Annotated in this window: 16 protein-coding genes; 2 read left to right on the plus strand and 14 right to left on the minus strand. The window is 65.0% G+C overall.

The annotated features are described in order from the left end of the window. Window position 1: 1 nt before the first annotated feature. Both METLW3_RS0102675 and METLW3_RS0102680 read right to left on the minus strand, forming a co-directional pair. Window positions 2–2,281: a TonB-dependent siderophore receptor gene (locus tag METLW3_RS0102675; RefSeq protein ID WP_245267213.1), complete on the minus strand. Its 2,280-nt coding sequence runs from the start codon at window positions 2,279–2,281 to the stop codon at window positions 2–4. Window positions 2,282–2,366: 85 nt separating this feature from the next. Beyond that, window positions 2,367–2,741, minus strand: coding sequence for a hypothetical protein (locus METLW3_RS0102680; RefSeq protein WP_024878464.1), 375 nt, complete (start codon window positions 2,739–2,741; stop codon window positions 2,367–2,369). A 202-nt stretch (window positions 2,742–2,943) separates the two neighbouring features. On the opposite strand from METLW3_RS0102680, the gene METLW3_RS0102685 reads away from it, so the two are divergent. Beyond that, the gene (locus METLW3_RS0102685) at window positions 2,944–3,177 is read left to right on the plus strand and encodes an AbrB/MazE/SpoVT family DNA-binding domain-containing protein (RefSeq protein ID WP_024878465.1); all 234 of its coding nucleotides are present in this window, start codon (window positions 2,944–2,946) and stop codon (window positions 3,175–3,177) included. 17 nt (window positions 3,178–3,194) lie between these two features. On the opposite strand, the gene METLW3_RS0102690 is transcribed toward METLW3_RS0102685, so the two are convergent. From METLW3_RS0102690 to rpmH, 6 genes are all read right to left on the minus strand, one after another. Then, complete coding sequence (locus METLW3_RS0102690) at window positions 3,195–3,929, minus strand: pyrimidine 5'-nucleotidase (RefSeq protein WP_024878466.1); 735 nt, start codon at window positions 3,927–3,929, stop codon at window positions 3,195–3,197. A gap of 93 nt (window positions 3,930–4,022) precedes the next feature. Further along, window positions 4,023–4,907, minus strand: coding sequence for an acetylglutamate kinase (gene argB / locus METLW3_RS0102700; RefSeq protein WP_024878467.1), 885 nt, complete (start codon window positions 4,905–4,907; stop codon window positions 4,023–4,025). A gap of 234 nt (window positions 4,908–5,141) precedes the next feature. Then, the gene (gene yihA / locus METLW3_RS0102705) at window positions 5,142–5,804 is read right to left on the minus strand and encodes a ribosome biogenesis GTP-binding protein YihA/YsxC (RefSeq protein WP_024878468.1); all 663 of its coding nucleotides are present in this window, start codon (window positions 5,802–5,804) and stop codon (window positions 5,142–5,144) included. Between the two features lie 7 nt (window positions 5,805–5,811). Further along, entirely contained in the window at window positions 5,812–7,653 is a 1,842-nt protein-coding gene (gene yidC / locus METLW3_RS0102710; protein ID WP_024878469.1) for a membrane protein insertase YidC, read from the minus strand. 18 nt (window positions 7,654–7,671) lie between these two features. After that, window positions 7,672–8,070 carry a ribonuclease P protein component gene (rnpA, locus tag METLW3_RS25015; protein WP_084484765.1) on the minus strand — a complete coding sequence of 133 codons (399 nt, stop codon included), beginning with the start codon at window positions 8,068–8,070 and terminating at the stop codon, window positions 7,672–7,674. Between the two features lie 36 nt (window positions 8,071–8,106). After that, the gene (rpmH, locus tag METLW3_RS0102720) at window positions 8,107–8,241 is read right to left on the minus strand and encodes a 50S ribosomal protein L34 (protein WP_024878470.1); all 135 of its coding nucleotides are present in this window, start codon (window positions 8,239–8,241) and stop codon (window positions 8,107–8,109) included. A gap of 597 nt (window positions 8,242–8,838) precedes the next feature. Between rpmH and METLW3_RS0102725 the strand changes: the two genes are divergently transcribed. After that, entirely contained in the window at window positions 8,839–9,540 is a 702-nt protein-coding gene (locus tag METLW3_RS0102725) for a response regulator transcription factor CtrA (protein WP_018266958.1), read from the plus strand. Window positions 9,541–9,626: 86 nt separating this feature from the next. Here METLW3_RS0102725 and METLW3_RS0102730 read toward each other — a convergent pair whose 3' ends face one another. The 6 genes from METLW3_RS0102730 to METLW3_RS0102760 all read right to left on the minus strand — a co-directional run bounded on the left by METLW3_RS0102730 (window position 9,627) and on the right by METLW3_RS0102760 (window position 17,226). Then, entirely contained in the window at window positions 9,627–10,466 is an 840-nt protein-coding gene (locus METLW3_RS0102730; RefSeq protein ID WP_024878471.1) for a protein-glutamate O-methyltransferase CheR, read from the minus strand. Between the two features lie 116 nt (window positions 10,467–10,582). Beyond that, the gene (locus METLW3_RS0102735) at window positions 10,583–10,948 is read right to left on the minus strand and encodes a response regulator (protein WP_024878472.1); all 366 of its coding nucleotides are present in this window, start codon (window positions 10,946–10,948) and stop codon (window positions 10,583–10,585) included. Continuing rightward, entirely contained in the window at window positions 10,948–11,490 is a 543-nt protein-coding gene (locus METLW3_RS0102740) for a chemotaxis protein CheW (protein ID WP_024878473.1), read from the minus strand. Before METLW3_RS0102740 ends, METLW3_RS0102735 begins: the two co-directional genes overlap by 1 nt. Continuing rightward, window positions 11,487–14,039: a hybrid sensor histidine kinase/response regulator gene (locus METLW3_RS0102745; RefSeq protein WP_024878474.1), complete on the minus strand. Its 2,553-nt coding sequence runs from the start codon at window positions 14,037–14,039 to the stop codon at window positions 11,487–11,489. The genes METLW3_RS0102740 and METLW3_RS0102745 overlap by 4 nt, the downstream gene beginning before the upstream one ends. A gap of 109 nt (window positions 14,040–14,148) precedes the next feature. Further along, window positions 14,149–14,838 (minus strand): histidine phosphotransferase family protein, encoded by a 690-nt coding sequence (locus METLW3_RS0102750; protein WP_024878475.1) that lies wholly within the window; start codon window positions 14,836–14,838, stop codon window positions 14,149–14,151. Between the two features lie 261 nt (window positions 14,839–15,099). Beyond that, window positions 15,100–17,226, minus strand: a complete 2,127-nt coding sequence (locus METLW3_RS0102760) for a TonB-dependent receptor (RefSeq protein WP_024878477.1) — start codon at window positions 17,224–17,226, stop codon at window positions 15,100–15,102. Window positions 17,227–17,361: the final 135 nt, after the last annotated feature.

Consider the following 17,361-nt stretch of genomic DNA (forward strand, 5'->3'; position numbering starts at 1 on the left):
CTCAGAAGGTCATTTTCAGCGACAATTCGACCGTCCGCGGCTGGCCGAGCCGCAGCAGCGGTCCAGTGCCGCCCGTCGCCCATTCGACATAAGCGGCGTCGGTCATGTTCTTCAGCATGGCGGTCAGCTTCGCATTGGGCATTATGCGCCAGGAGAGGCCGGCGTCGAAAGTCGTATAGGCCGGTATGCGCATCGTATTGGCGTTGTCCGCGAAACGATCGCCGACGAAGCGCGCCGCGAAGGTCGCTTGCCACTCGGGCAGGAAATCCCAGGTGATCCAGCCATTGGCGATCCAGCGCGCCATATTGGTCGGCCGATTGCCGGCGCGCGACACGCGCACAGTGGCGCCGGCGATCGTCGCCGCCTCCTCGAAGCTCTCGAATTTCGGATTGATCCAGGCGGCGTTGCCCTGCACGCTGAGGTTATCCAACACCTGCACGCCGACATTGGCCTCTATGCCTTTCGACGATTGCTTGCCGACATTGACGACATTGTTCGGATTGGCGGGATCGGACGTCGTCAGATTGTTGCGCTCGATGAAATAGCCGGCGAGCGTCGCCGAGCCTCTGCCTTCCCAGAAATCGAGCTTCGTTCCCGCCTCGATCTGCCAGCCGGTGGTGAGATCGAAATTGCGCAAATTGCCGGCGCTGTTGGTGAGCAGAATGCCGGATGGCGGATCGGCGGCCGTGCTGTAGGAGACATAGACATTGGCCTCCTTGGTCACGTCGTACATCAGCGCGGCGCGCCAGGTGATCGGCTCGTAGCCTTTGCCGAAATAGGCCGGATCGCCGAAAGGATTGGAGGCGCTCGGCGCGGTCGGAATGCGGTAGTTGAAACGCTCGAGGCTGATCTTCTCCCAGCGCAGGCCGGTGACGAGATGCAACTGCTCTGTCAGCGACAGCCGATTTTCGGCGAAGAGCGCGAGCGTGTAGAGCTTGCTGCGCGCGCCGCCCACATAGCTCGTGGCGCTCGGATTGTCCTGATAGAGCTTATAGGCCTGATAGCCGTAAGGGTCGACAGAATCGACGATCTGACTCGAGGATTCGAGGCTTCCGTTGCGGGTCTGCTCATTGAGTGAATAGTCGACGCCCGCGACCGTCTTCGATTTGAACCCGAGAATCACCGTCTCGTTCGTCGCCTCCAGCCGGTCGCCGATCAGGCTCTGAATATGGCGCGTCGCATAGGATCCGCTGCGATCGATCAGCGTGTTGGTCGCATTGTAGCGATAGGACTCGACGTCCTGATATTGCCGGTCGGCGCGATAGAGATAAAAAGTGTTTTTGAAGCTCGTCTCCTCGTCGAGCTTATATTCAGCTACGTCGCGCACCCACAGCACCTGCTGGTCGAAGACCGGCTTCAGGCTGTTGTAGTTCTTGAAGCGCACGCCGGGATCGAATTTGAGATCGAGCACCGGCAGGCCGAAGGTTCCCCAGGCGATTGTGCCGGTTCCGCCGAGCGGACGCGGAACCGGCGTGCCCCAATAGGCGTCGCGCTGCTCGCTCTGAAACTCCACCGCGACAGTGTTGGAGAGGCCGGGCGCGATATCGGTGAGCCAGGAAATGGAGCCGGCGCCGGAATTGTGATTGGAATCCTCGACCCAGCCTTGCGAGCCTTTGTAGCTCAGATCGAATTGCAGCCAATTATTCTCGTCGAGCTGCTTGTTGAAGCCATAGGACGCGCGGCGATTGAACCACATGCCGCCCATCAGCAGCGCCTCGTTGCGCTCCTCGCCGCGCGTGGCGACCTTGCTGACGTAATTCACCGCGCCGCCGACGGCGCCCTGGCCGTAGAGATAGGAGGAGGCGCCGCCGAGAAGCTCGATGCGGTCGTAGAGCCAGCTGTCGACCGGACGGCCGGCGATGGCGTCATATTGCACGGTGATGCCGTTGAACATCTGCGTCACCGATGACGTGCCGAAGCCGCGCAGGCTGATCGAGCCGGCCGAGCCCGGCGGGTCGGAGGCGATGACGCCCGGCATGCGCTGAATGACTTCCTGCGTCGTTTGCGCGCCGCGCGCCTCTATCGTCGCGCGATCGACGATGGCGACGGAGGAGGGCGTCTCGCGCGGCGTCAGGCCGAGGCGGCTGCCGGTCTGCGAGGTGACGTCGAGCTGCAGCTTGCCATTCGGCGGTTGCAGCTTTCCGCGCGAGGGACCGGCGACGGGGCGATGCTCGCCGGAGATGTCGATGGCGGGCAGGGCTTCCTGCGCAGCGGCGGATGAAAAGACGACGAAAGACAGCGCGCCGGCGGATGCGCCGCGCATGAGGGCGTTGCGAGACATAGGCAAAGACTCCTGGCGCGACGCCACGCAGGCGCGCGCGATTCCGATGGGGAGATGCGGCGAGACAGCCGCGATTCGTTTCGGATCAGGAGAAGGAGGGCGGTGCGCGCGACGACCAGCTGCTGGCCCAGCCGAGCGGCGTCGAGAGCTTTGCGGCGTCCGTGCTGCGCGGCGGCGCGTGCGAATGCAGATCGGCCGCCAGCACGATCGTTGCGGCGTTCCAGATCGCTGCGACGATCGACGCCGCGCTGCGCGCGCCGAGCATGCACAACACGCAATGTTCGCAGGAGGAGTGATCGCCCGACGGACGTTCGCCGCTTTGTCTATTGCAGAGCTCGGACGTCGTCGCATGAGCTTCGGTCCAGCCGGCGACGTCTCGTGTCTGTTCGGCGAGCGTCGGGCCTGCGGCGGCGATGAAACCCTGCAGCATGAGCAGGCAGGCGAGTGCGCGCGCGATCACGCTCGCTCCGAAACGCCGATGTGCCCCCGCTCGCATCATTGGCGCATTGAAGAGAGCGCGCGCGCTACAGTCAAGGCAATGGTAGAAAGAATGCGCGTTCGTTGCGAAAATGTGACAGTTTCTGAACGGGATGGGAAATCGGCATCGACGATGCGCCGCCCCGGTCGTCGGTTTCTAAGATGCAGATACGCGAGGTTTCCCGATGCGAGCGATCGTCGAAAAATGGGGCGACTCCGCGGCTGTGCGCATACCCTCGGCCGTTGTGGAGCAGGCGCGCCTCGAGATCGACCAAGCTGTCCAGGTGCGCGTCGAAGGCGGCCGCGTGGTGATCGAGCCGCTTACGGCGCCCGAATACTCTCTGGATGATCTTCTCGCCGGGGTGACGCCGGAAAACCTGCATGAGGAGGAAAGCTTCGGGCCGCCTGCGGTCCGATGACGACGAAGATCAGGCCTCTACTGGGGTTGTGACGTCGCCGTCAGCCCCTCCAAAAATCCCGCGAGATCATTGGTTGTAAAATCCACATGCGGCTCGCGTCCATGGGCGATCTCCCAGGCTTCGCGCTTCTCCTCATGACCTGCTTCCGGCGTCACCAGCACGGTGGTCATGCCGCGCGCATGGGGGATGACAAGGTTGCGGGCTATATCTTCGAACAGCGCCGAGCGCTTCGGCTCCACGCCATGGCGCTCGAAGAAGCGCTCATAGGCCTCCTCATGCGGCTTGGCGATGAAATCGGCCGCGACAATATCGAACACATCCTCGAAAATATGATCGATGGCGAGCTGCTTCGCCGTGTCGAGCGCATGCTCGCGCGAGCCATTGGTGAGAATGAGCTTGCGGCCCGGCAGCGCCGCGATCGCCGCCGCCAGCGAATGATTGGGCAGCAGCGATGAGCGATCGACGTCATGGACGAATTTCAAGAAAGCATCGGCGTCGACGCCATGCTCGGTCATCAGCCCGCGTAGCGTCGTGCCATATTGCTTGTAGTAATGCTTCTGCAGCGCGCGCGACGACATTCCGTCGAGGCCGAACAGGCGGATCATGAACAGAGTGATCCGATGGTCGATCTTCGGCCAGAGGTCCGATGAGGCGGGATAGAGCGTGTTGTCGAGATCGAAGACCCATGTGTCGACATGGGCGAAGCGATTGGCGATGGTCAGCAGGCGCGGCTGATCGGCGGGCTCTGTCATCGCGCGCTCGTCATCGCGAGCGGAGCGACGCGATCCTGAGCCGTGAGGCGGCTTCCGGATCGTTTCGTCGCCACGCTCGTCGCCATCAGTGCGTCACCTCGTGATCAGCGTGCCGGCGCCATGATCGGTCAAAAGCTCGATCAGCACTGCATGCGGCAGCTTGCCGTCGAGGATGACGACGCCTTCGACGCCGCGCTCGATCGCATACATGCAGGTCTCGACCTTGGGGATCATGCCGCCGGTGATGGTGCCGTCGGCGACGAGGCCCGGAATATCGGAGACTTTCAGCTCCTTGATGAGCTGCTTGTTCTTGTCCAGCACGCCGGGAACGTCGGTGAGGAACAAAAGGCGCTTGGCGCCGAGCGCGCCGGCGATGGCGCCGGCGAAAGTGTCGGCGTTGATGTTGTAGGTCTCGCCGTCGAGGCCCTGCGCGACGGGCGCGAGCACGGGGATCAGCTCGCGGCCGAGCACCTGGTCCAGCACTGTGGTGTCGACCTTGGCCACTTCGCCGACGAAGCCGAGATCGATCGCCTTGCCGTCCTCGTGATTGGGGCGCGCGAGCTTTTCGGCCGTCACCATGCGGCCGTCCTTGCCGCAGAGGCCGATGGCGCGGCCGCCTTCGGAATTGATGAAGCCGACGATCTGCTTGTTGATATAGCCGGCGAGCACCATCTCGACGATTTCCATCGTCGCCTTGTCGGTGACGCGCAGCCCATCGGCGAATTCGGATTTTATGCCGAGCTTGCCCAGCATGGCGCCGATCTGCGGGCCGCCGCCATGCACGACGACGGGGTTCACGCCCGATTGCTCGAGCAGCACCATGTCGCGGGCGAAGTCGCGCGCGACCTTGTCGTCGCCCATGGCGTGGCCGCCATATTTCACCACGACGGTCGCCTCGTCATAGCGCAGCATATGCGGCAGCGCCTGCATGAGAATACGGGCTTGCTGGAGCGCGCTGTCGGCCGAATCCTCGGTCATGGGTCCGCCTGTGTTGAGAGAACACGCCAATCGAGCGAATGACCGACGCCCCACCTCCCCCTCGATGGGGGAGGCCGAGCGCTGAAGGCGCTCGGGAGGGGGTGACGCCCCGAGTCTCGGGCCTGCACCCCACCCCGTCCGGCTTCGCCGGCCGACCCTCCCCCTGCAAGGGGAGGGTGGGCGCCGCGACGCTTCATTCGAATGAGGTGGTTAGAACCGACGAGGCTGCAATATTCAAGCGTTTCGTTCGGCCAGCAGCCGCGCGATCCCGGCTCGAAGCTCCGCGACGCCATCGCCCGAGCGGGAGGAGGTGACGGCGAGGCGCGGGAAGGCGGCCGGGCGCTTGGCGAGCGCTGCCTCCACCGCGGCGACAGCGGCCTCGCGCTCGGAGACCTTCAGCTCGTCGTGCTTCGTCAGCACGATCTGATAGGAGACGGCGGCCCGGTCGAGCAGATCGAACATCTGCTCGTCCAGACCCTTCACGCCGCGGCGGCTGTCGATGAGCACGAAGACGCGGATCAGCGAGGCGCGGCCGCGCAGAAACTCTTCCATCAGCCGCGTCCAATTGGCGATCTTCTCCTTGCCGACGGCGGCGTAGCCATAGCCGGGCATGTCGACGAGGCGCAGCGGCTCCGCGCCCGGCGCGGCGCCGAGAGCGAAGAAATTGAGCTGCTGCGTGCGCCCCGGCGTGTTGGAGACGCGGGCCAGCGCCTTGCGGCCGGTGAGGGCGTTGAGCAGGGAGGACTTGCCGACATTGGAGCGGCCGGCGAAGGCGATCTCCGGCGGGCCGATCGGCGGCAGATCGCCGGATTTCGCGCTGGCGAATATAAAATCGCACGGGCCGGCGAAGAGCAGCCGGCCCGGCTCTGTGAAATCCTCGTCGCGGGCTTCGGTCAAGGCGGGATCAGGCGGGCTTCTTGAGGAAGGCGAAGGTGTTCTTCAGATTGTCCCACAGCTCGAACTTGACGCCCGCGCGCTTCATGATGACCCATTGCTGAGCCACCGAGAGCACATTGTTCCAGGTCCAATAGATCACCAGGCCGGAGGCGAAGCCGCCCATCGAGAAGGTGAAGATCACCGGCATCCAGCCGAAGGCGATCTTCTGCACCTCGTCGGTCGGCTCCGGGTTCATCTTCATCTGCATCCACATGGAGACGCCCATGACCAGCGGCCAGACGCCGAGCCACAGAAACGAGCCGAATACCGGAATCTGAGTCGGGTCGAAGGGGATGAGGCCGAAGAGGTTGAAGATGTTGGTCGGGTCCGGCGCCGAGAGGTCCTTGATCCAGCCATAGAAGGGCGCGTGGCGCATCTCGATGGTGATGACCAGCACCTTGTAGAGCGAGAAGAACACCGGAATCTGCAGCAGAGCGGGCAGGCAGCCGCCGGCCGGATTGACCTTCTCGCGCTTGAACAGCTCCATCTGCTCGCGGCTCAGCGCCTGCTTGTCGTCGCCGTATTTCGCCTTCAGCTCCGCGATCTTGGGCTGAATCGCCTTCATCTTGGCCACGGCCAGATAGCTCTTATTGGCGAGCGGCAGGAAGGCGATCTTGACCAGCACGGTGACGGCCAGAATGGCGAGGCCGAAATTGCCGAGCACATGGAACAGGCCGTCGATGATGCGGAACATCGGCCGGGTGAGGAAGTAGAACCAGCCCCAATCGATGAGCCGATCGAAGAGCTTGATGCCCTGGCCCTCATAGGCGTCGAGCGTGTCGACGACCTTGGCGCCGGCGAAGATGCGCGAGGCCACGGAGCCGGAGGCGCCCGGCGCGATGGTCAGCGGCGCCTCGACCGTATCGGCCTGATAGGCCTTGGTCGTTCCGGCGCCCGAAGCCGAGAAGCGCGCCACCAGCGTGCGGTCCTGCTGCGGCACCAGCACGGCGGCCCAATATTTCTCGGTGAAGCCGAGCCAGCCGCCGGTCGCCTCGAAAGATTTGGTGGCGTGCGGCTCTTTCTCGACCTTCTCGAACTTCAGCTCCTGCAGGCCGGCCTCGCCCAGCACGCCGACGAAGCCCTCGTGCAGGGCCGCATAGCCGGCGCTCTCCAGAGCGCCGATGCGCGAGACGCGCAGATAGGGATAAAGGGTGACGGAGCCCTGGCCGTGATTCTCGACGCTGTCGGTCACGGAAAACATATATTGGTCGTCGACCGCGATCTTGCGCTTGAAGACGAGGCCCTGGCCATTGTCGAAGCTGAGCGTCAAGGGCTGGCCGACGGCGAGCTGATCGTGATCGGCGCTCCACAGCGATTCGCCGTTCGGCAGGGCGGGCGGCGCCTGATCCTTGTCGGAGGCGAGGAAGCCCGATTCGGCGTAATAGGGGTGCGGCGCGTTCTCCGGCGAGAGCAGCACGATGATCGGGCTCTTGGGATCGACGGTCTCGTGATAATTTTTCAGCGAGACATCGTCGATGCGGCCGCCCTTCAGCGCGATGGAGCCGGAGATGGAAGGCGTGTCGATGGCGACGCGCTTGCTCTCGGCGAGAGCGGCCTCGCGCGTCTTGGGCGCGGGCTTGGCGGCGGCGGCGGTCTGCTGCGGCTGCGCCTGCCGAGCCGCGGGCGCGGCCTTGTCGGCGGGCTGGGCGGCGACCGGCTTTTGCGGCGCGCCGGGCTTTTGCTGCTGCGCGAGCTGCGCCTCTTTCTGCTGCCGATCGAGCTTGGGAAAGGCGTAGAAAAAATCCCAGCCGCCGATCACCAGCATCGACAGGCCGGCCGCTATGAGGACATTCTTGGTATATTCGTTCATGACGCCTGCGGCCTGTCTTTAGGAGTTGCGCCGGTTCCGGCCCTTTTGGCCGGGCCTGAGCTTGGTCAGCCCATCCACGATCTGCGCCGTCAATTCCGAAAAGGGCGCGGTCAACGCGTCGGGTCGGGCGACGAAGACATAATCATAGCCCGGGAGACCGGAAGCGCCGCAGAGCCGCAGCGCCTCCTTGAGGCGGCGCCGAATGCGGTTGCGACCGACGGCGCCGGAGATCTTCTTCGTCACGGTGAAGCCGAAGCGCGGCGCTTCCGTGTCGCCGCCCTCCCGCGCCGCCGCCTGCAGCTTGAAGGCGCGCGCGCCGCGGCTCAGCCCGCTCGCGGCGGCGCGCAAAAATTCGCGCCGCTTGCGCAGGCGTCGCGGTTTGGTCTTCCGCGTTTCGTCTGGGATGTTCTCGCTCACGCCTCCCGTCCTCCCTGGCCGAGAAGCCGGCGAAAATCAGGCGGACAGGCGCTTGCGTCCGCGGGCGCGGCGCGCCGCGAGGACATTGCGGCCGCCGACGGTCGCCATACGGGCGCGAAAGCCGTGACGGCGCTTGCGCACCAATTTGCTGGGTTGATAAGTTCTCTTCACCTTGGGTCTCCGCTCGCTCAGGTCGCCGATCGAAGAGCCGTCATCGCCTCGCGCCGACCGCTCGTCATCGGCTGGCCGCCGCCACGGCCCTCGATCTAATTTTGGTCTCGTAGGGCGCTTTTTTCTCGCCCCTGCGGCTGTCTCTTTTCGCCTTTTTCGCGGGCGCGCAAGCCCCCGCACGAAACGCGTCTCTGCGACGCCGCGCCGGCATATAGGAGAAAGCCCGCGCATAAGTCAATCGTGAGCGCTGCGCGACACGGCCGCGCGGCGAGCTTTCGCGAAGCTTTCGCCGCGGCGTTTGCGTAGCCGCGCGCCGCTTCGCAGGCGGGCGGACGGCTTGTATAAACAGAAGGCCGGTCGATTCGTCTCCCTCGAGAGACGCTGTTCCCGGCGCGTCTCGGCGCTTAGCCGTCGACGATTAAGGTTCTGGTTTGCCGCCGGGCCGAAGGTCAGGGTTTGTTAACCATTACCGCTTAGCGTTTCGACAAATAGATATGGATCTTGGCGGGCGGCCGACGAAGCGCGGCGCATCGTCGACGCTCGGGCGACGCGACGACGTCCGGGGGAAGATTTGGTGGAGCTGGGTGGGGACCGAAAATGCGCGTTTTACTGATAGAGGATGACAGCGCGACCGCTCAAAGCATCGAGCTCATGCTCAAATCCGAGAACTTCAACGTCTATGCGACAGATCTCGGCGAGGAAGGCATAGATCTCGGGAAGCTCTACGATTACGACATCATCCTGCTCGATTTGAATCTGCCCGACATGTCCGGCTACGAGGTGCTGCGCACCTTGCGGGTGGCCAAGGTCAAGACGCCGATTCTGATCCTGTCCGGCCTCGCCGGCATAGAGGACAAGGTGAAGGGTCTGGGCTTCGGCGCTGACGATTATCTGACGAAGCCCTTCCACAAGGACGAGCTCGTGGCGCGCATTCACGCCATTGTTCGCCGCTCGAAGGGTCACGCCCAATCGGTCATCACGACCGGCGATCTCGTCGTCAATCTGGACCAGAAGACGGTCGAGGTCTCCGGCGCCCGCGTGCATCTGACCGGCAAGGAATATCAGATGCTCGAGCTGCTCTCGCTACGCAAGGGCACGACGCTCACCAAGGAGATGTTTCTCAACCATCTCTATGGCGGCATGGACGAGCCGGAGCTCAAGATCATCGACGTCTTCATCTGCAAGCTCCGCAAGAAGCTCGCCAACGCCAGCGACGGCCGCAACTACATAGAGACGGTGTGGGGCCGCGGCTATGTGCTGCGCGAGCCGAGCGAGGCCGACGAGCGCATCACCGCCTGACCCATCGGCGAAGACGGCCGCAAGAATCGAAAAGGGGCTCCCTCGGGAGCCCCTTCGCGCGTTCGGAGGGAAGGGCCGCGCCGCGCTCACGCGCCGATGGCGGCGAGCGGCCGCGGCGAAGGGCGCGGCAGCAGCAGCCAAGCGGCGTCGCTGGCAGGGGTGAGGCCGCCGATGCGCGCGCCGATCGTCTCGGCCGCGCCGAGGACCAGGCAGCCGTCGTCGGCGGCAATGTCGCGCAGGCGCGTGAGCACGCGGCTTTTCACCGCAGGCTCGAAATAGATGAGCACATTGCGGCAAAAGACGATGTCGAAGGGCGCCTCGCCAGAGAAATCGTCGAGCAGATTGAGCTTGCGGAAGGCGATATTCGCCCGCAGCTCATCGCGAATCCGCCAGAGGCCGTCCTTCTGGTCGAAATGCGCCAGCAGCCTGCCGATCGAAAGGCCCCGCTGCGCCTCGAACTGGCTGTAGACGCCGCGCCGCGCCGTCGTCAGCGCGGTCTCCGAAACATCGGTGGCGAGAATCTCGACGCTCCAGCCGGCGAGCGCCTCGCCCATTTCGGCCAGCGCCATAGCGATGGAGTAGGGCTCCTGACCGGTCGAGCAGGCGGCCGACCAGATGCGCAGGCGCCGCGTTTCGGCGCGCCGCGCCATCAGCTCCGGCAGCCAATCGCGCTTCAGCCGCTGAAAGGGGACGCGGTCGCGGAAGAAGGAGGTCTCATTATTGGTCAATGCGTCGACGACGCGCTGCAGCAGCGCCTCGTCCTCGCGCCGCTCGATGAGGCGCATGAGCTCGGAGAGGCCGCGGCAGCCATGCGCGCGCATGATCGGCTCCAGCCGGCTCTGCGCCATATAGAGCTTGTCGGGGCCGAGCGAGATTCCGGCGAGCGAGCCGATGAGACGGCGCAGCCGCTCGAAGGCGAGGCTCATCGCGGGCGCTCCGCCGGAGGCGGCGCGCCCGGCCGAAAAAGGCGAGGCTCCGCACATTTCCGCATGTCGTCGTCGCTCCCTGAAGAGAGCGCTCCTGTTCCGTCGCGGCCCGCGCCTCAGATGACGCCTATGTCCTCGAGCTTGGAGCGCACGACATGCTGGTCGAAGGGCTTCATTATGTATTCGTCGGCGCCTGCGTCCATCGCCTGGGCGATATAGCTCGCCTCGTTCTCCGTGGTGCAGAACACCACTTTCGGCCCGGCGCCGCCCGGCATCTTGCGCAGCGCGCGCAGGAACTCGACGCCGTCCATCTCTGGCATGTTCCAGTCGAGCAGGATCGCGTCCGGCATGGATTGCTCGCAGGCGACCAGCGCCTTGCGGCCGTTCTCCGCCTCCACGGTGGAGAATTGCATCCCTTCGAGAATGCGGCGCGCGACCTTGCGGATGACCGCGGAATCGTCGACGACAAGAATCTGCTTCATCAGTCTACTCCTCGGGATGCGTCTCTCGAATGTCCGTCGCGGCCGCCGCTCTCGCTCGGCCTCGACAGGCGCCTCACCAGCGCCGCTATGTCGAGTATGGGCAGAAACTCGTCGTCGAGCCGGTAGCAGGCGTTGGTGGCGTCGACGAATTGCTGGCCGACATGGGTCGGGCAGAGGATGCGGTCGTCTTCCTCGCAGGTGACGACGTCGCCGGTCTCGTCGATGAGCAGAGCGTAGCGCTCGCCATTGTGCTCGATGCAGACCGCGAGATTCGAATCGGAGCGGTCGCCGTCGTCGATCTCGAGGCAGCGATCGAGCCGCAGCGCGGTGACGATGCGGCCGCGCAGATTGGCGAGGCCGGCGATCTCGCGCGGGGCCAGCGGAACCGGCGTCACCTGCTCGATGTGGAAGATCGTCTTCACGCATTCCACCGGCAGGCCGAAGGTCTGGCCGCGCACCTTTATGGTGAAGTTGCGCGACTGCCCTTTGCCAGCATCGCCTTTCCGGCGGCGCCCGTTCGCGTCGCGTTGCGTTTGGGTCATGCGGCGAGCTCCGACATGATGCGCAATTCGAGATCGCGCGGCGCCGTGTCCGCCTTGTCGAGCAGGCGACCGACGCATTCGATGAGCGCGCGCCGATCGAACTTGCCGGCGACGGCGGCGATGCCGCAGGCCTTGGCCGCCGCGAGCACGCTGGGCGCGGCCTGAGCGGCGAGCGCCACCACCGGCAGCTCGGCGAGGCCGGGCAGCGCATGCAGCGCGCGGGCGAAATTATAGCCGTCCATCTCCGGCATGTCGGTGTCCGTCACCACCGCCTCGACGGACAGCCCCTTGCGCAGGAAGGAGAGCGCTTCCGGCGCCGAGGCCGCTGTCGTCACGTCATAGCCGGCCGAGCCGAGGATGGGCGCCAGCATGTCGCGGAAGAAGGCCTTGTCGTCGACGAGCAGAATGCGATGCCGCTTGTTGACGCCGCGCGCCACGGCGGCCGGGCAGGCGATGCGCATGAAATAGGTGGCGTCCAAAAACTCGACGATATCGCCGCCGAGCTGGATGGAGCCGAGAATATGCGCCGAATCGCTCTCTCGCTGCAGGTCGAGAATCTCGTCGGTGACGTCGATGATGTCCTCGATCAGCAGGCCCATGGACTGGCCGGCTCCCGACAGCACGAGTATGGGATAGGAGGCGCGGTCGAGCGCCATATCCGTGGTCGCCGGAATGATCGGCAGCAGGCTTTCGCGATAGGCCATGACGAAGGCGCCGTCCGAGGCGATCAGCCGCTCGCGCGGCACATCCTCTATGCGCAGCACCAGCGACAGAGGCAGCGCCTTCAGCGGGCCGGGGCCGGCCTTGACGATGATGATGCGCGTCTTCTCCGCGCGCGGAACGAAGACTTCCGGCGTCGCCGCTTCGGCCGGGCGCTCGGCGAGCCGCTGCAGGCCGGCGTGCTCGAGCAGAGCGGCGGGATCGAGAATCAGCACCACCGAGCCGTCGCCGAGAATCGTCTGGCCCGAGAAGACCCCGAGCCGCGCCACCGCGCTCACCAGCGGCTCGATGACGATCTCCTGCACATCGGCGATCGTCTCCACCAGCAGGCCGAAGCGCGCGCTGCCGATGCGCAGCACGACGACGAAGCCGTCGCGCGTCCTCTCCTGCGCCGGGCGGCCGAGGCCGAGCGTCGCGGCGAGATCGAGCAGAGGCAGCACGTCATTGCGCAGGCGCAGCACCGGCGCGTCATGGATATATTGGATCGCATGCTCGAAGCCGCGGCCGACCCCGACCAGCTCGACCACGGTCATCTGCGGTATGGCGAAGCGCGCGCCATTGGTCGTCAAAATCAGCGCCGGCGTGATGGCGAGCGTCAGTGGAATGCGCAGAGTGACGCAGGCGCCGCGGCCATGGCGCGAGGTCAGCGAGACGGAGCCGCCGATCGACTGAATGTTCTCGCGCACCACATCCATGCCGACGCCGCGGCCGGAGACGCTGGTGACGCCATCGACAGTCGAGAAGCCCGGCGTGAAGACCAGCTCGAACAGCTCGCTGTCGCTGAGCTTGGAGATATCGGCCTCCGAGACGAGCCCGATCGCCAAGGCTTTGGAGCGGATGCGCGAGGCGTCGAGCCCGCGGCCGTCGTCGGCGATGTCGATGATGATCTGGCCGGCGTCATAGGCGGCGCGCACCGAGATGACGCCGGTCTCGCTCTTGCCGATGCGTGCGCGCTCGGCCGGGGATTCGACGCCATGGTCGGCGCAATTGCGAATGATATGGGTGAGCGGCGCCCGGATCAGCTCGATCACCTGCCGGTCCAGCTCCGTGTCCGAGCCTTCCGTCGTGATGACGATCTTCTTGCCGAGATCATGGGCGAGATCGCGCACCTGCCGCGGCAGCGTCGAGAATAGCCGCCCGACCGGCTGCATGCGCGCGCTCATCACCGCATCCTGCAGATCGCTGGTGATGTTGGAGAGCGTCTGCACCGTGCTGCTCATGGCCTCGTCGCCGCCCGCCCAGGCGCTCGACAATTCGAGCAGACGATTGCGGGTGGAGACCAGCTCGGAGACGATGCCCATCAGCCGATCGAGCACATTGACCGAGACGCGGACCGTCTCGCCGATATGGGCGACGCCGGCGGAATGCGTCTCGCCCGGCGTCGCAGCGGCGCGGGAGGCGGGCGCAGCGGCGCCGCTCGCCTCGGCGGGGTCGGGCTCTTCCTCGCCGAGGCGGGAGCGGCGCGTCGCCTCTTCCAGAGCGGCGATGAGATCGTCGTCGTCGCCAGCCGGCTCCTCCTCGGAGCGGCCCATTTCGGCGAGAATATCCTTCAGCCGGTCCACGGCCGCGAAGATCAGCGTGACATGCGAGGCGGTCATCGGCGCGCCGTCGCGCAAAGCGCCGATGAGCGCTTCGGTCGAATGGGTCAGCCGGCCGACGCGCGGCAGCTTCAAGAAGCCGCTGGTGCCTTTGATCGTGTGCACATGGCGGAAGAGGCTGGCGATGAGCGCCTGATCGCCCGGGTCCTTCTCGAGACAGACGAGCTCCATCGTCGCCGCATCAATGTGCTCGGCGGTCTCGACGAGGAAATCGTTGAGAAGTTCATCCATGGCGTCGTTCGTCTCTGGCCGCGTGAGCGGCGTCGACGCCATTCTTGACGCATTCTGGTTAAAAGAACTGAAATCCCCGCGCTCGAGGTCGCCTGGCGCGGAGGCTTCCTCAGGCTTCGAGCGCCGCCGGCGTCTCGATCTCCTCCTCCGCCTGCTCGGCGGAAGGGCGGGCGGTGATGGTCACATGCTCCGGCTGCGTGGAGATCACGACGTCGAGCCCGCTCGCCTTGGCGACGAGGCCGGCGTAATAGGCCTGAATGGCGCGCGCGTCGACGACGCCTTCTTCCGGCTCGCCGGCCAGCAGGCCCGGAATCGCCGCTGCGATGCGGGCGTTCACGCCTTTGGCCTCCAAGGTGAAGGAAATATCGTCGCGCTCGCCGGTGGAGACGACGGAGATGACGCCGCCGCGCGGAATCGCCGCATCGGCGATCAGGCAGAGATTGAGCAGCAGCTTCACCTTATTCTTCGACATCAGCACGCGCGGCACGCTCCATTCGAGCTTGGTGCGTTCGTCGGCGAGCAGCTGGCGCGTCACATGCTCGGCGTCGCCGGTGTCGATCTCGGCGCCCTTGGAGCCGGCGGCGCCGAAGGCGAGGCGGCAGAATTGCAATCGCGCGGAGGCTTCCGCGGCGCTGGATTTGATTAGCGCCAGCGCATGGCCGCGCATCTCGGCGTCCTTCTCCTCCTCCAGCACCTCCAGCCCGTTGACGATGGCGCCGACGGGCGAGATCACGTCATGGCAGACGCGGGAGGAGAGAAGCGCGGCGAGATCGAGGGCGTCGAGCGCGAATTTGGTCATGGGGCCATCCGAAGGAGCCGCCGGATCGCCATGGGTCGGCGCCGGCCAGAGCGGGAACGCGGCCGAAACGAATCACCCGCGCCCCTTTTCCCCATTGGTAGCCGCGCCGCGCCCGCTTGCAAAGCGTCGCCGTCGGGGCCGCCGCGCGGCGAGCCCCGCGAGCCGTTGGAGCGCCATCCAATCCGATCGGATCGCGCTCTCGATTCTCGCGGGGGAGCGAATTCTGATCGATCGAACGATTCCGTTCGATCGGTAAGCGCTCTAGAACGTCGCCTTGGCGCCGAGGAAGAAGCTGCGCCCTGCCTCGGGATAGCCGTCGGTGAAGGTGTAGGCGGTGTCGAACATGTTGCGCACGCCGCCTTCGATCTTGAAGTTCGGATGGAGCTGATATTCGGCGGTGAAATTGGCCAGGAAAAACGCGCCGGTCCGATAATAGATCGTCCCCGCCGTGTTCGAGGTCCAGCGATTGCTGTTCATTTCGACATTGGGCGTCAGCGTCAGCCCTTCGAGCGGCCGCCAGCCGGCATAGAGGAACAGCTTGCCATCCGGCACGCCCGTCGGCTGGAAGTTGAGGATGTAAGGCGCATAGACCGAGCGGCGCATCAGCGTCAGATTGCCGCCCAGCGACAGCTCGTCGGAGGCGCGATAATCGACCGAGACTTCCCCGCCCCAGAAGCTGGCGTCGCCGACATTCTGGCTCTGAGTGACGCTCGCGCCATAGGCGGGCGCCGGCACGGATTGGATCAGATTGCGGACGATGGAGTGGAAGGCGTCCAACTGAATGCGGCTGCCCGGCGCGAATTCGCTCGCCCAGCCGAGATCGAAATTGATCGCGCGCTCCGGCATCAGGCCGGGGTTGGAGGTGGCGCCGCCGAAACGCGAGCTGAAACGCTCGAAGATGGTGGGGAAGCGCTCGCGGTCGGAGACGTTGAAATAGACTTTGTTGGTGTCGCTGTAGCGCCAGATCGCCGCGCCCTGGAAATTGGGGGCCTGCACATCCCGCAGCTGATAGCCGATGACGCCCGTGCCGACCACGAAATCATCTGCCTTGCGCAGATGGCGCCAGTCGTAGGCGAAGCCGCCGACGAGATCGATGTCCTTGGTCGGATGAAAGGTGTTCTCGACCGCGATCGAATAAGTGTCTTCCTGCGTGTAGACGACCGGTTGAGTGAAGCAGATGACGTTTATGACGCATCCGGTCGATTTATTGGCGACATTGACGCCGTAATATTCCTGCCAGGTGGCGTGCTCGTCGAAGCGGTAGTGGCCGGCGATCTTCAGCGTGTCGACCTCGCCGAAATCATGCCCGACCTCTATATCGGCCCCGAGCGCATAATCCTGATAATAGCTGCGGAAGGCTTTGGCCGAGGATTGATAGGCGAGGAAGGGGTCGTTGTAGGAGAAGAGGTCGTTGTCGAACTTGCTCCAATAGGCCTTGGTCTTCACATAGGAGGAATCGCCGATCTTGGTGTTGGACAGGAAATAGAGATTCTGCACGCGCCAATAGGGCCAGCGCCAATAGCGCTGGCTGTTCAGCCCGTCGGTGGTGTGATAGGGCGCGCCCTTCTTGCCGTCCTGGCGGATGAAGCTCAGCGAATATTCGTCGGTGTCATTGGGCGTGTAGCCGGCCTTGGCGTTGAGACTCCAATCATAGGTCCCTGAATTGCCGCGGAAGCCCTCGCCTTGATTATTGGTCGGCGTATAGCTTTCCGGCAGCATCCAGCCGCGCAGATCGCGCCAGGAGCCGCTGAGCTGCAGATAATAATTGTCCTGCTTCGTGCCGAGCAGCGCATAGGTCTTTATGCCCTCATAGCTGCCGTCGCGGCCGAATTCGAGGCCGGTGCGCAGCTCGCCCTCTATCTCCTTTGTCGGCTTGCGCGAGACGAGATTGATCTGGCCGCCCATGCCGCCCGGCCCGTCGAGCACCGAGACATAGCCCTTGGCGATCTGCACCGAGGCGACGTCCGGCGTCATGAAGCGCGCGAAGTCTAGCCGATTGTCGGCTGGCAGATAGACGCGAACGCCGTCGATGGTGAGCGGAACCTGCCAGCGGTCGAAGCCGCGTACATAGATGTTCTGCTCATTGCGCGTGCCGCCTGTCGAATTGCTGACGACGCCGGCCGCGAGATTGACGGCGCGATCGAGCGAGTCGCGCTGGAAGGTCTCGTTCTGGCGGTTGCTGATGGTCACGCCGCCATAGGAGTCGGTTTGCTGCAGCGGCGCCGGGCCGTCGTCCTTTTTCTTGTCCGCCGGCGCGCTCTTGCGCTCGGCGCCGACGTGGATCTCGCCGAGATCGAAAGGTTGCGGCTGCTCGGCGAGCGCCGCGCCGCTTGCGATGAGCGCGGCGACGCTGGCGGCGCCCAAGGGCGCCAGTCTGCTTGATTTCATGGTTCTTCCCCCGATAGTCCCGTAGTCCCGACGCCCCCTCCCCAGCCCTCCCCCGCTTCGCGGGAGAGGGAGCAGATTCCGCGCTTCATCGAGAACTCGCGCCGCGCTGCCCGCTTCCCTCTCCCGCCATTGGCG

Origin of the sequence: Methylosinus sp. LW3, assembly GCF_000527115.1 — a bacterium.
Classification (GTDB): Bacteria; Pseudomonadota; Alphaproteobacteria; order Rhizobiales; family Beijerinckiaceae; genus Methylosinus.

Coding starts and splice junctions, on each gene's coding strand:
- METLW3_RS0102750 (WP_024878475.1), bottom strand. CDS start 14,838: ATGACCAAATTCGCGCTCGACGCCCTCGATCTCGCCGCGCTTCTCTCC.
- METLW3_RS0102690 (WP_024878466.1), bottom strand. CDS start 3,929: ATGACAGAGCCCGCCGATCAGCCGCGCCTGCTGACCATCGCCAATCGC.
- argB (WP_024878467.1), bottom strand. CDS start 4,907: ATGACCGAGGATTCGGCCGACAGCGCGCTCCAGCAAGCCCGTATTCTC.
- METLW3_RS0102730 (WP_024878471.1), bottom strand. CDS start 10,466: ATGAGCCTCGCCTTCGAGCGGCTGCGCCGTCTCATCGGCTCGCTCGCC.
- yidC (WP_024878469.1), bottom strand. CDS start 7,653: ATGAACGAATATACCAAGAATGTCCTCATAGCGGCCGGCCTGTCGATG.
- METLW3_RS0102675 (WP_245267213.1), bottom strand. CDS start 2,281: ATGTCTCGCAACGCCCTCATGCGCGGCGCATCCGCCGGCGCGCTGTCT.
- METLW3_RS0102745 (WP_024878474.1), bottom strand. CDS start 14,039: ATGGATGAACTTCTCAACGATTTCCTCGTCGAGACCGCCGAGCACATT.
- METLW3_RS0102740 (WP_024878473.1), bottom strand. CDS start 11,490: ATGACCCAAACGCAACGCGACGCGAACGGGCGCCGCCGGAAAGGCGAT.
- METLW3_RS0102685 (WP_024878465.1), top strand. CDS start 2,944: ATGCGAGCGATCGTCGAAAAATGGGGCGACTCCGCGGCTGTGCGCATA.
- METLW3_RS0102735 (WP_024878472.1), bottom strand. CDS start 10,948: ATGAAGCAGATTCTTGTCGTCGACGATTCCGCGGTCATCCGCAAGGTC.
- METLW3_RS0102760 (WP_024878477.1), bottom strand. CDS start 17,226: ATGAAATCAAGCAGACTGGCGCCCTTGGGCGCCGCCAGCGTCGCCGCG.
- METLW3_RS0102725 (WP_018266958.1), top strand. CDS start 8,839: ATGCGCGTTTTACTGATAGAGGATGACAGCGCGACCGCTCAAAGCATC.